Annotated in this window: 9 protein-coding genes; 7 read left to right on the plus strand and 2 right to left on the minus strand. The window is 62.4% G+C overall.

What is annotated here, in order from left to right:
• Positions 1-128: DUF6124 family protein (locus FHK92_RS27645; protein WP_258232720.1), on the plus strand; the 128-nt coding region annotated here is incomplete at its 5' end.
• A gap of 501 nt (positions 129-629) precedes the next feature.
• Entirely contained in the window at positions 630-956 is a 327-nt protein-coding gene (locus FHK92_RS21860; protein ID WP_181289946.1) for a DUF6124 family protein, read from the plus strand.
• Between the two features lie 167 nt (positions 957-1,123).
• Here FHK92_RS21860 and pvdP read toward each other — a convergent pair whose 3' ends face one another.
• Positions 1,124-2,740, minus strand: coding sequence for a pyoverdine maturation tyrosinase PvdP (gene pvdP / locus FHK92_RS21865; protein WP_181289947.1), 1,617 nt, complete (start codon positions 2,738-2,740; stop codon positions 1,124-1,126).
• Between the two features lie 258 nt (positions 2,741-2,998).
• Here pvdP and pvdM point away from each other — a divergent pair, with 258 nt between their 5' ends.
• The 5 genes from pvdM (at position 2,999) to FHK92_RS21890 (ending at position 12,703) form a co-directional block, all read left to right on the plus strand.
• The gene (pvdM, locus tag FHK92_RS21870; protein ID WP_181289948.1) at positions 2,999-4,369 is read left to right on the plus strand and encodes a pyoverdine-tailoring dipeptidase-like protein PvdM; all 1,371 of its coding nucleotides are present in this window, start codon (positions 2,999-3,001) and stop codon (positions 4,367-4,369) included.
• Positions 4,366-5,646: a pyoverdine-tailoring periplasmic protein PvdN gene (gene pvdN, locus FHK92_RS21875; protein WP_181289949.1), complete on the plus strand. Its 1,281-nt coding sequence runs from the start codon at positions 4,366-4,368 to the stop codon at positions 5,644-5,646. The genes pvdM and pvdN overlap by 4 nt, the downstream gene beginning before the upstream one ends.
• A 20-nt stretch (positions 5,647-5,666) precedes the next feature.
• Entirely contained in the window at positions 5,667-6,542 is an 876-nt protein-coding gene (gene pvdO / locus FHK92_RS21880) for a dihydropyoverdine dehydrogenase (protein WP_181289950.1), read from the plus strand.
• Positions 6,543-6,885: 343 nt separating this feature from the next.
• Positions 6,886-8,544 carry a cyclic peptide export ABC transporter gene (locus FHK92_RS21885; protein WP_181289951.1) on the plus strand — a complete coding sequence of 553 codons (1,659 nt, stop codon included), beginning with the start codon at positions 6,886-6,888 and terminating at the stop codon, positions 8,542-8,544.
• 37 nt (positions 8,545-8,581) lie between these two features.
• On the plus strand, positions 8,582-12,703 hold the full coding sequence (locus FHK92_RS21890; RefSeq protein WP_181289952.1) for a non-ribosomal peptide synthetase: 4,122 nt from the start codon (positions 8,582-8,584) through the stop codon (positions 12,701-12,703).
• A 265-nt stretch (positions 12,704-12,968) separates the two neighbouring features.
• Here the strand turns inward: FHK92_RS21890 and FHK92_RS21895 are convergent, their stop codons facing one another.
• Positions 12,969-13,340, minus strand: coding sequence for a DUF6124 family protein (locus tag FHK92_RS21895; protein ID WP_181289953.1), 372 nt, complete (start codon positions 13,338-13,340; stop codon positions 12,969-12,971).
• Positions 13,341-13,628: the final 288 nt, after the last annotated feature.

Below are 13,628 nucleotides of genomic sequence, written 5' to 3' on the forward strand. Positions count from 1 at the left end.
TCATGGCCAGCGAATTGGCTTTCGACCTGGAAGGCGCGCGACGAAGTTTTGCCCTGGGAATCCAGCAAATGATCGAGCTGAGTGAGCTATTGGCAAACCGCGCCCTGGACATCGCCGCACCGCGCTAGAACCTCTCAATGTAAAACGATACCCGTGGCGAGGGAGCTTGCTCCCGCTGGGCTGCGCAGCAGACCCCAGATTTCGCGGTCGCTGCGCAACCGAGCGGGAGCAAGCTCCCTCGCCACGGGTTGTTTGTCCGGTCACAAATTGTGTTCGGCTTTGGCTCTGTTTATCGGGCCATGTAGGACACCCGAGTAAGGCTACGTTGTCTTGCGCCATTGCCTACAACTACGCCAGAATCCGCCGGCTTGTGCGCTTGGCTCCTGGCTTTTACTGTTCTCGGGTCGCTGATTTCAGCGATCGGGTTTGGTAGCCCGCGAGTCAACTAGGCGCAAGCGCCACCTTTCGCAGATGCTGTCTGGGCATCTGTTTCATGGTGGCCGTGCGCAGGGCGTCTTCGGGCGCGCCGGGTTCCTAGTGCTCCGGTCTACCAACCCGCGTACGGCCGCCACCCAATCGTTTGGTAGCGATGGTTTCGGCTCCTGAAAATGAATACTAGGAGTTACACCATGTTCAAAATTACTCCCAATCCGCCAGAAGACGACGCCAAAAAACTCAACGAAGCCGCCGACCGCGCCCTCGCCTTTTACCTCGACCCCAAGCCTGAAAACCCCATTCCACCACCGAGCCCGCTATTCACCGTGACGGAAGGCGCCGACATGGAATGCCTGCTAGCCAACCTCAGCGAAACCCTCGCCTCGGTGAATGTCATGGCCAGCGAATTGGCTTTCGACCTGGAAGGCGCGCGACGAAGTTTTGCCCTGGGAATCCAGCAAATGATCGAGCTGAGTGAGCTATTGGCAAACCGCGGCCTGGACATCGCCGCACCGCGCTAGAACCTCTCAATGTAAAACGATACCCGTGGCGAGGGAGCTTGCTCCCGCTGGGCTGCGCAGCAGACCCACAATCTGGCGGTCGCTGCGCAACCGAGCGGAAGCAAGCTCCCTCGCCACAAAAGCAGTCATTGCACACGGCCCCAGGTTCGGTCGGTTCGAGCCTGGGCTCACACCACCTTGGCCTTGAGATGACGCGCATACCAAGGCCTCTGCGGCACGCGGCGGAACAACTGCGCCAGCTTGTCATCATCGCTGCCAAACGTAATGCGCAACGCCAGCTTCATGGTTTCCGGATCCATCTCCACCGAACGTCCAACCTGCAACCCCGGCGTGGTACTGCAACCGTGGGTGTCCGGCCCGAGCCACGGGTCGGCGATTTCGACCCAGCGGCCCGGGGCGAACCAGGGCACGCCGTTGACGTCGAGCCGGCTCACTTCGCCCGGATGAAAACGTTCGTGGGCGCGGAACCAGTCTTCGAGGCGGTCGTCGATCCAGCCGTGGAAGGCCCAGAACACCGGGTTCACATGGGAGGAAAACGGATCGCCGAGAAAGTCGTTTTCCGGTTCGAACCAGCGCTGGGCGAAGTCCGCCTGATCACGGGCGAACGGCACCGGATGGCCGTTGGACGGATCACGCGGCACCGAGGCCCAGCGCATGTGCAGCCAGTCATGCAGCCCCAATTCCACTTCCGAACCGAACTGGCCCAGCGTCAGTTTCGATAGATAGCGCGGGTCGCGATAGCGCGATTCCCAGACCTGGAAATTGCTGTGATAGGTCTCGGCGGTCTTGATGTCGCTGACCCACTGGGCGTATTGCTCGTCGCCACGGGCCAGCCAGGTCGGCGGCAGCGCCGTCCCGTCGACGTTGTCGAAATACCGGGCAAAACCCAGGCGATCACGCTCCAACTCGGGCTGTGGCAACGGAAAGCGCGGCCATGAGGGCAACGGTTGGAAAGAACGCGCAGTGCCGAGCATGTGCCGATGCATGAAAAAGAAATCCACGCCCGAGCCGTTGCGATCCTTGCGCGGCCCACGGGCGTCACGTTCGTTGTCTCGTGGCCCGGGCTGCCAGCCGATGCCACGCAGGGCGTCGCGCTTGTCTTCGTCGAGGGTGTGCCATTTGTCTCGCGAGGCATGCCAGAGTTGATGGAACAACCGATGCTCGGGCGATACCAGCCAGGCCAGTAGCCTGGGACTCAGCGGGGTCCGTTCCCGGGCTTCGGGGAACCGCTGCTTGACGGCGACGAATTGATTGTCGAGTTCCGGCAGCGCCAACGGGCGATCCAACCGCGACACGCGGCCGCTGAGGGTGGCCGTGCCGGCGTTGCCGAAACCGGCCCAGACTTCGTCGAGGGTCATGATGAATTCGTAGTCCGGCGCGTCATGCCTGGCACCGATCAAGCGCCAGCTCAATGGCTTCGGGTCGCTGCCAGCCAGGTCGCCCAGTACTCGATAACGCGGCTCATCCCCCGCGCGCAGGCGTTCGGCGGTGTCGAGGCAACCCACCAGGCCACGGCCCTTATGGGCGATGTCGAGAAACACCTCGAGGCTGTCGTCCGGCAAGCCGTCGAGGCCGGCATCGCGCCCGCTGAAACGAATCGTCCAAATTCCCCGCAGGGTGTTCGCCCGACGCTGTCCGGCGACGTCGGCCACATCGAAGGAAGCATCGCCGGGGGTGATGGTCGGGTCCGGCCGGGTCAGTTCGCGATGCCCGTAATACACCGCAGGCACGGCGGCACCGGTCAGCGCCAGGCCTGCCATGAACCATCGTCGAGAAATCGTCATTGCCTTACCTGTGTTCGCCCTGGGGTGGGCTTTATCCAAGCTAGAACGATGGGCGTCCTGACAAATTTATAGAGGCTGTGAGGGCCTCATCGCGAGCAAGCTCGCTCCCACAGGTGAGCGCATTCCAAATGTGGGAGCGAGCTTGCTCGCGATGGCGGCGCTGAGAACACCTAAATTTCCCGCCCGATCACTCGTTCCCCCCAGATAGCAAAGGCCCCCGCGCCTGTCCTTCCATGGCGAACCAGACTGAGATCGGCAATGACAACACCACGTTCTAGAAAGGCTCTTTTCACCGGCGTGCCCCTGGCCCTGGCGCTGGTGGTCGGTGGCGGGCTGGCGGCCTGGGACCATTGGTGGCGGGACAACCCCGGCTACCCGGTCAAGGTCATGAAGGAAGCTCGGGAATTGCACGAACGGCTGCTGTCCTTCGACAGCCACATCACCGTGCCGCTGGATTTCGGCACCGCCGGCAACGAAGCGGACAAAGACGGCAAGGGCCAGTTCGACCTGGTGAAAGCCAACCGCGGCCACCTCTCCGGCGCCGCGCTGACAATCTTCGGCTGGCCCGAGTTGTGGAACGGTCCCAACGCGCCGCACAAGCCCACCGCCGGGTTCGTCGAGGAAGCACGCAACCAACAGGAGGTGCGCTACAAGATCATCACCGGCATGGTCCGGGACTTTCCCAACCAGGTCGCCATCGCCTACACCCCGGACGACTTCCGTCGCCTGCACGGCGAAGGCAAGTTCGCGATTTTCATCAGCATGCTCAACGCCTATCCCCTCGGTCACGACTTGAGTCTGCTGGACCTGTGGACGGCGCGGGGCATGCGCATGTTCGGCTTCAGCTACATCGGCAACAACGACTGGGCCGACTCCTCCCGCCCGCTGCCGTTCTTCAACGACTCGCCCGACGCCCTCGGCGGCCTGTCGGACATTGGCAAGCAAGCGGTGAAGCGCCTGAACGACCTCGGCGTAATCATCGATGTGTCGCAGATGTCGACCCAGGCTTTGGAGCAAGTCGCGCAACTGAGCCGCACGCCGCTGGTAGCCTCCCACTCCGCCCCACGGGCCATGGTCGACATTCCGCGCAACCTCAGCGATAAGGAAATGCAGCTGATCAAGGCCAGCGGCGGCGTGGTGCAGATCGTGGGGTTCTCCCAGTACCTGCGCCCGCTGACGCAAAAAACCCAGGACAAACTCAACGCCCTGCGCGAACGCTTCGACCTGCCGCCACTGCCGAATCTGGCGATGGCGCTGATGCCGGGCGACCCGATCATCGCCGCGTGGCCGGAACAGAAATTCGGCGAATACGCCGGCCAGCTCTACGGCATTCTCGAAGAGGAACCCAAGGCCAGTCTCAAGGATCTGGGCGATGCCATCGACTACGCCGTGCGCAAGATCGGCATCGACCACGTCGGCATCAGTTCGGACTTCAACGAAGGTGGCGGCGTGAAAGGCTGGAAAGATGTCAGCGACATTCGCAACGTCACCGCCGAGCTGCTGACCCGCGGCTACTCCGAAGCCGACATCGCCAAGCTGTGGGGCGGCAACTTCCTGCGGGTCTGGGACCAGGTGCAGAAAGCCGCGAGCCCGGCCATCGCCTCGGCGCAGAAGGCCCCTCAGCCATGAATGAGCGCCGCACCTTCCTCAAGCAAGCCGGGGTCCTCGCCGCCGGGCTCTCATTGCCCGCCAGCCTGCCGGCCACGGCCAGCGCCGATCCAATGCCACCGCTGCCCAAGGATAAATGGGCGCAGTTGCGCTCGCTGTTCAACCAGGACCCGGACTACCTGCACTTCTCCAATTTCCTGGTCACCACCCACCCGCGCCCGGTGCGCGAGGCCATCGAGCGGCACCGCGCCGCCCTGGATAAAAACCCCGGGTTGCTGATGGACTGGGACCTGGGCGTCACCGAAGCGCGCGAAGAAAACGTACGGACCTGGGCCGGTCGCTACCTGCAAGCGAACCCGAAGCAGATCGCTCTCACCGGCAGCACCACCGAAGGCCTGGCGATGATCTATGGCGGGGTGCATGTGCGGCCCGACCAGGAAATTCTCACCACCGCCCACGAACATTACGCCACCCACACCATCCTCGACCTGCGCAAGCAACGGGACGGAACACGGGTGCGCAAGATCAAGCTGTTCGAGAACGCCCACGGCGCCAGCGAGGCGGAAATCCTCACCGCCATCGACCGCAACATCCGCCCGCAAACCCGCGTATTGGGCATGACCTGGGTGCATTCGGGCAGTGGCGTGAAGTTGCCCATCGGCAAGATCGGCGCCCTGGTGGACCAGCACAACCAAGGTCGCAGCGATGAACAACGCATCGTCTATGTGGTGGACGGCGTGCACGGTTTCGGCGTCGAGGATCTGAGTTTCCCGGCAATGAATTGCGATTTCTTCATCGCCGGCACCCACAAATGGATGTTCGGCCCACGGGGCACCGGCGTGGTGTGCAGCCGCAGCGAAGAGGTCAAGTCCGTCACGCCGATCATCCCGACGTTCTCCGAAGCCACGACGTTTTCCACCACCATGACCCCGGGCGGCTACCACGCGTTCGAGCATCGCTGGGCGGCGGACGAAGCGTTCAAGCTGCACCTGCAACTGGGCAAGGCCGAGGTCCAGGCGCGTATTCATGCGCTCAACAGTTACCTGAAAAAACACCTGTTGGCGCAGCCGCAGATCGAGTTGGTGACGCCGCTGAGCCCCGAGCTATCGGCCGGTTTCACCTTCTTCCGGGTCAAGGATCGCAAGAGCGATGAGATCGCTGCCTACCTGATGCAAAACCGCGTGGTCGCCGATGCCGTGCACCGCGACGCCGGGCCGGTAATCCGCACCGCGCCGGGGCTGCTCAATACTGAAGCCGAGCTCGATCGCTTCATGGCGCTGCTGGGCAAAACACTCTGATGACTGATCGAGAGCAATCGATGAACCGATTTTTATTGAAGACGCTTCCGGCATTGGCCCTCACCGCCCTGTTGCCCTCCAGCGCGCAGGCCTCGCAGCCGGGCCAGGTGTTCCGCGACTGCAAGGACTGCCCGGAAATGGTCGTGCTGCCCACCGGCACCTTCCAGATGGGCACCCCGGAAAATGAGGTCGGCCGCGAACCCGACGAAGGCCCGATGCACCCGGTGACGTTTGCCAAGCCGGTGGCGATCAGCCGTTTCCAGGTGCTCAAGGGGGAATGGTTCGCCTATCTGCGCGATACCGGCTACGTGATGCCTGACGGTGACAAGCGCCCCGGACGCGCGTGCCAGGCCGGGGTTCCGGATTACCAGGGCAGCGACCCGCGCAAGCAATACACCGACCGCCACCCGGCGGTGTGCATGGACTTCGAAGAGGCCACTGCCTACGTGGCGTGGCTGTCGAAAAAAACCGGCAAGCCGTACCGACTGGTGAGCGAATCCCTGCGTGAATACGCCGCGCGTGGCGGCAGTAGCGGCCCGTTCCCCTTCCCGTTCGACGAGGGCAAGGACTACAGCATCGCCAGACATGCCAACACCTACGGCGCCGCCGATGGCTACAACTTCACCGCCCCGGCCGGCAGCTTCGCACCCAATGCCTTTGGCGTGTACGACATGCACGGCAACGTCTACGAATGGACCGCCGATTGTTTCAACGAAAACTACACCGATGCGCCGAGCGACGGCAGCGCCGCGCGGACGGGCAACTGCAAGGTCCGACGCATCCGTGGCAACGACTGGGGCGAAGCGCCGGTGTTTTCCCGTTCGGGCAACCGCAATGCGGTGTTTTCCGATGCCCGTGGTGATTGGCTGGGGTTTCGGGTTGCTCGGGATATGTAGCTCGGCCGGCCCATCCAAATACGTCTTTGGACCGGGAACACGGTGCCCTGTGGCGAGGGGATTTATCCCCGCTGGGTCGCGAAGCGGCCCCAATGAAATCGCGGCGTTATTTCTGACTGATCGGTGTTGCCTGCTTGGGGTCTGCTTCGCAGCCCAGCGGGGATAAATCCCCTCGCCACAGGTGCGTTTCTCGTCCCGATAGATGGGGTGACATCGCTAAATTCCCCTCCCCCACAATCGTTCCATAGGTGGGTGCGCCCCAACCGGCGTGCCGCCGTCCTCCAGCCCATGCGGTGAATGCCCGCGATGGCCTTCGCCCTTTTCATCTAGCAGGGAAACCTCCATGAGCCAACCACAACGCGGGGTGATCAGTGAATTGTTCATCCTGCTCAAACCCTTCCGGCTGATTGTCGTAGGCTCCATCCTCTTGGGCATGCTGGGTGGCCTGAGCATCACCGCCCTGCTGGCGACCATCAACGACGCCTTGAACGTCGATGCCGGGCCGACGCCGCAAGTGCTGGCGACCTTCGCCGGCCTGTGCGTGGCGGCGCTGCTGACCTCGATCCTGTCGGACATCGGCACCAACCACGTCGGCCAGAACATCATCGCCAGCCTGCGCAAATCCCTCGGCCAGAAAGTCTTGCTGGCGCCCATCGAGCAGATTGAACGCTTCCGCAGTCATCGGCTCATCCCGATCCTGACCCACGACGTCAACACGGTCAGCAGCTTTGCGTTTTCCTTCGCGCCACTGGCGATCGCCTTTACCGTCACCCTCGGTTGCCTGGGCTACCTGGCCTACCTGTCGTTGCCGATGTTTGCGCTGCTGCTGGTGGCGCTGGTGATCGGTACGGTTATCCAGTACGTGGCGCGGGCCCGTGGCATTCGTGGCTTCGAAGCGGCACGCGAGGCGGAAGATGCGCTGCAAAAACACTACAGCGCCATAGCTGCGGGCGCCAAGGAACTGCGCATCCACCGCCCGCGCCGCCAGCGCATGTTCAGCCAGCGCATCGAAGCCACCGCCGAGCAGATCTGCGACACCAACATCCGCGCGGTCAACACTTTCGTGGTCGCCAAGACCTTCGGCTCGATGCTGTTTTTCGTGGTCATCGGCCTGGTCCTGGCCCTGCAATCGCTGTGGCTGGGGACCGACAAAGCGGTGCTCAGCGGTTTCGTGCTGGTGCTCTTGTACATGAAGGGGCCACTGGAATACCTGGTGATGACCTTGCCGGTGATCAGTCGCGCCAACATCGCCTTCAAGCGGATTGCGGAACTGGCCGAGCAGTTTTCCTCACCGGAGCCGCACCTCCTGCTCAACGACAAGAACGTGTCCAAGCCGACTATCCAGCAGCTTGAATTGCGTGACGTGCATTACGCCTTTCCAGCGGTCGACGGTAGCAAACCGTTCGCCCTCGGACCGGTCAACCTGTCCATCGCCCAGGGCGAAATCGTGTTCATTGTCGGCGAGAACGGTGGCGGCAAGACCACGTTGATCAAATTGCTGCTGGGCCTCTATGCGCCCCAGGGCGGAGAAATTCTTATGGATGGCGAGCCGGTATCGGCGGCGGGACGTGACGATTATCGTCAGCTATTCACCACGATCTTTGCCGACTATTACCTGTTCGATGAGTTGGTGCAGGGCGACCAGCAGGTGCCCGGAGACGCCAACCGCTACCTCGATCGCCTGGAGATCGCCCATAAGGTCAGCATTCGCGACGGCGTCTTCAGCACCACCGATCTCTCCACCGGCCAGCGCAAGCGCTTGGCCCTGCTCAACGCCTGGCTGGAAGAACGCCCGGTCCTGGTCTTCGACGAGTGGGCCGCCGACCAGGACCCGGTGTTCCGGCGGGTGTTCTACACCGAGCTACTGCCGGAGCTGAAGGCCCTGGGCAAAACCATCATCGTCATTTCCCACGACGACCGTTACTTCGACATCGCCGATCAACTGGTGCGGATGCAGGCCGGCCGGGTGATCAGCGAAAAGGTCCCGGCAGCCTTCGCCTGAACCCATCCGACGCACTGCTGTTTACCGCGAGAACACCATGAACGAACTGCTAGATGATGATCTGCTGGCGCTGCTGCTCGATGAGGTCGCCGACGACAGGCACGCCTTGGCCAGCCGCGCCAGGCTGGATCGCGCGCCCCTGTCTTTCGCCCAGCAACGCCTGTGGCTGGAACAACAGCGTGATCCGACCCGTTCGGCCTACAATCTGCCACGGGCGTTGCGCCTGACCGGCGAACTGAATGCCGATGCCTTGGAAGACGCGCTGAATCGCGTCATCGACCGACACGACATCCTGCGCACCGCGTTCATCGAAATCGACGGCGCCGCCACCCAGGTGGTCGAGCGCAGCGCCTGCCTGATCCTGCATCGCGAGGACCTCGCCGGGCTCGACCAGCCGGCGCTCTCGCAGCGCATCGAGCAACACGCCCGACAACCGTTCGATCTCACCCAGGCGCCGCTGATGCGGGCGACCTTGCTCAGATTGAGCCGTGCCGAACATGTGCTGTTGCTCAACATGCATCACATCGTTTCCGATGCCTGGTCCAACACGATCCTGATGCAGGACATGACCCAGGCGTATGGCCGGGCACTGCTGGGTGATCCGTCTGGGCTGCCACCGTTGCCGATGCAATACGCCGACTACGCGACCCACCAGCGCGGCGAATATCTGCAAAGCAACGCCTGCCAACGCAGTGGCGAATACTGGAGCGAATATCTGGGCCGTGACTTGCCGACGCTGGAGTTGCCCCAGGATTTCCCGCGCAGCGCAACCCAGCAACACCGGGCCGGTCGTGTACACGTATCGCTGGATCCGTCGTTGGCGCAAGCGCTGGATACGTTTTGCCAACGCCAGGGGCTGGCGCCGTTCGTGATGGCGCTGGGCGCGTGGCAACTGCTGCTGGCCCGCTACAGCCGCCAGGACGATTTCACCGTCGGCGTCCCCAACGCCAACCGCAACAGCCAAGAAAGCCAGGACCTGGTGGGTTTTTTCGTCAGCAGCCAGGTCTATCGGGCGCGAATCGACTCGACCCGCAGCGCGTTGGATTTCTTGCGGGCGCTGCGCGGGCAATCCCTCGCCGCGCTGGAGCATGCCGATTACCCGCTGGAATTGATCCTCGATCAATTGGGCGCCAACCCGCTGTTCCAAGTCTTGTTCAACTGGCGCACCGGGGCACAGATGGCGCCGCTGCCAAGCCCGGATCTGCTGACGCTGGAGTTCCTCGACACCGGTGAAGGCCAGGCCAAATTCGACTTGTCGCTTGATGTCGAATATTCACAGCAGCAGATACTTGCGACGTTCGAATACAGCCGTGACCTGTACCGCACGCCCACCATCGAGCGCATGGCCGAGCATTGGCAGAACCTGTTGCGAGGCCTGATCGAGACGCCCGAGTGCGCCGTTGGCGAGCTGCAACTGTTGAGTGCCGATGAACGCCGGCTGACCCTGGACGACTGGAATCGCCAGCCCACCCGATCGAACAGCGAAAATTGCCTGCACCGGATAATCGAAACCCATGCTGCCAACACAGGCGAGGCGATAGCGCTTACGTTCGACGGGCAGCACATGAGTTATGCCGAGCTCAACCGCCACGCCAACCGACTGGCCCATCGCTTGATCGGGCAAGGCGTGGGTCCCGACGTACTGGTGGGCATCGCCGTCGAGCGAACGCCGCAGATGATCATTGGCCTGCTGGCGATTCTCAAGGCCGGTGGCGCCTACGTGCCGCTGGACCCGGCCTACCCGCCCGATCGCCTGGCCTACATGATCCAGGACAGCGGCATCAGGCAGATCCTGACCCAGGCCCACCTACAGGAATCGCTGACGCTGCCGGCGGGCATCGACTGTCTGTTGCTGGATCCGGTCGATACCGCCTACCCCGAGCACGATCCGCACGTGCCGATGGATCCGGAGAACCTGGCGTATGTGATCTACACGTCCGGCTCGACCGGCAAGCCCAAGGGTGCGTTGCTCGCGCACCACAACGTCGCTCGCCTGTTCCGAGCCACGGACCATTGGTTCGGTTTCGATCACCAGGACGTGTGGTGCCTGTTCCACTCCTACGCCTTCGACTTTTCCGTGTGGGAGATCTTCGGCGCCCTGCTGCATGGCGGTCGCCTGGTCATCGCGCCCCATGCCGTGAGCCGTTCGCCGGAGGATTTCTACGCCCTGCTTTGCCAGGAGAATGTCACGGTGCTCAACCAGACGCCGTCGGCCTTCAAGTCGTTGTTGCGAGTTGCTTGCGAACCTCGGCAGCCTCTCGTCCATCAATTGCGCCAAGTGATTTTCGGTGGCGAAGCGATCGACGTGCAGAGCCTGCGCCCTTGGTTCGAACGTTTCGGTGACCAATCACCGCAGTTGATCAACATGTATGGCATCACCGAAACCACCGTCCATGTCACTTGGCGGCCACTGACGATGCAGGACTTGCATAGCCAGGCCGCCAGCCCCATCGGCGAGCCCATCGTCGATCTGTCCTGGTATTTGCTCGATGCGCACCTGAACCCGGTGCCCAAGGGCTGCGTCGGTGAACTGTATATCGGTCGCGCCGGCCTGGCCCGTGGTTATCACCAGCGCGCCGACCTTACCGCCAGCCGTTTCATTCCCGACCCGTTCGACCCGCTGCCGGGTGGACGCCTGTACCGCACCGGGGACCTGGCCCGCTACCTCAGCGACGGCAGCATCGAATACATCGGGCGCCTGGATCACCAGGTCAAGATCCGCGGTTTCCGCATTGAACTGGGCGAGATCCAGGCGCGCCTGCAAATGCTGCCCGGCGTGCGCAACGGTGTAGTGCTGACCCACGACGGCCCGGGCGGCCTGCAACTGATCGCTTATGTCATCCCGACGCAACAGGCCACGGCCGAGCTGCGTGAAAAACTGCTGACTGCACTCAAGGCGCAGATGCCGGACTACATGGTGCCCAGCCACCTACTGTTCATCGATCACCTGCCGCTCAATGCAAACGGCAAGCTCGACCGCAAGGCCCTGCCCGAACCCGACGCCACTCTGCGGCATTCGAACTACGTGGCGCCCCGCACGCAGTTGGAGGAAGCCTTGGCGCAACTCTGGCAGCAATCCCTCAAGGTCGAACGCGTGGGTATCAGCGACAGTTTCTTTGAACTGGGCGGGCATTCGATCCTGGCGATCGAGCTGATCGCCAGGCTCAAGGCAAACCTGAACATCACCGTGCGTCTGCAAGAGTTGCTGGCCAACCCGAGCATCGCCAAGCTGGCGCAGTTCATCTCACAGAAACACCGTGAGCAGACGCAGTGCCTCGTCACCTTGAACAACGCGCCAGCCACCGCGCCACAGCTGTTTTGCCTGCACCCCAGCGGCGGGATCGTGTTCTGTTATCAACCGCTGGCGCGCAAGCTACAAAATCGGGCGCGCACCGTGGGCATCATGCATCGCGGGTTCAGCGAACCCCATGCAGGCCCCGAGGCCTGGCAGGAGATGATTGCCGATTACAGTCAGGAGATCGTCTTGGCCCAACCTGAAGGTCCGTATTACCTGATGGGCTGGTCCCTGGGCGGAGCGATCGCCCTGGACATCGCGGCGATGCTGGAAAGCCAGGGGAACACTGTTGGTTTCCTCGGGTTGGTGGACAGCACGATTCCTGAACGCCTGTATCCCTCAGGGTTGTCGCGTCATAGGCATCTGGCGGGTAACGAAAAAGACGATGCGGCCTCCCAGGATCTGCTTGAAGCCATTGAATACTTCGACCTGCTGTTCCCTTCACTGACTGAGCGCACGGCGGCTTATCGACGGGAACATCCTGGCGGTTCGGTCAAGGCTTTCCATGAGTGGGCCGCCGACCAGATCGAGCCTGGGCGAGGCGACTTGCTGTCGATCGTACAGAGCGTCAAGGAAGAGGTCATGAATGCCCAGGCGTTCTCGGTGCATGACAGATTGCTGGAGGCCTTCGAGGGGTTCAGTTTCAAGCCGGTTCAGGTACGGCCCAGTTGCTGGTGGACACGGACTGAGAAAACCGCCGAGGAACTGGCATTCTGCGAAGCGTTGCTGATGGAACACAGCCTGACGGGTGAGCTGCAATGCTCGGTGCATTCGCCGCTGGGTCATCGCAGCATGATTTTTGATGACGGGTTGCTTGGGGAGCTGGTCGAGGCTTTTCTGGCCAGTACGGCAGAAGGAAAATAACACCCACCGGTCTTATAGAACCCTGTGGGAGCGAGCCTGCTCGCGAAGAGGCCAGCACACTCAATATCTTCATTGACGGTGACACCGCCTTCGCGAGCAGGCTCGCTCCCACAGTGGATCTTCGGTCGGCACAACATTGTGGCGAGGGAGCTTGCTCCCGCTCGGCTGCGCAGCAGACGCCGTTTCTGCTTCTCGGTCCAGAAACTCTGGGGTCGCTTCGCAACCCAGCGGGAGCAAGCTCCCTCGCCACAGGGGGCTGCGGCAGTTAGCGTGTAGGTTGGGGCAGCTCGATGTCATCCAGTGCTCGATTAGCCAGTATTGTTCCCAGCTCGATCAATTGCTGAAGCCCCAACGCCACATGCCGCCGCGAGCCGTCCAAGTCGAAGGCCAGGTCGTTGGCCATGGCATTGGCTGAAGCCAGGGTTTCGCTGAGGGTGGTCAGGATGGATTCGGTGCTGAGGCCCTTGACCACGGTAAATATCTGGCCCTCCACGGTGTCGGGCTTGACGGCGGCATCTGGGGACAAATGGATATTCAGTGCCCGGTCGGCCGCCTCGCGTTGCTCTGCCGAGTCGAAGCGGGTGTAAGCGGATAGGTTTTCGGCTTTTCCGGGGGGATTGGGGGTGATCTTAACCATGACGTGCAGCTCCATTCAGAAGTGGAGTTCACCATTTTCTGCGACCAAGCAGAGGGGTGGCGAACTGTACGCAGGTTGGTCGACCAGGGAATGGAACCCGGCAGGGCCGAAGCCCTCCCACGCACAGTCAGCCATAAGGCAGACAGCCGCTCGCGCGGCTGAGAGTGCGCCATTCTAACCCTGGGCGACCAAACCCGGTCGCTGATTTTGCAGCGACGGACAAAGCCTATCCCCACCGCTTCCGAACCACCAACCGACACGACTCGTCGGAAATTTCCGGCTCGCCAC

It is taken from the genome of Pseudomonas brassicacearum subsp. neoaurantiaca (genome assembly GCF_013608025.1).
In the GTDB taxonomy this organism is placed as follows: domain Bacteria; phylum Pseudomonadota; class Gammaproteobacteria; order Pseudomonadales; family Pseudomonadaceae; genus Aquipseudomonas.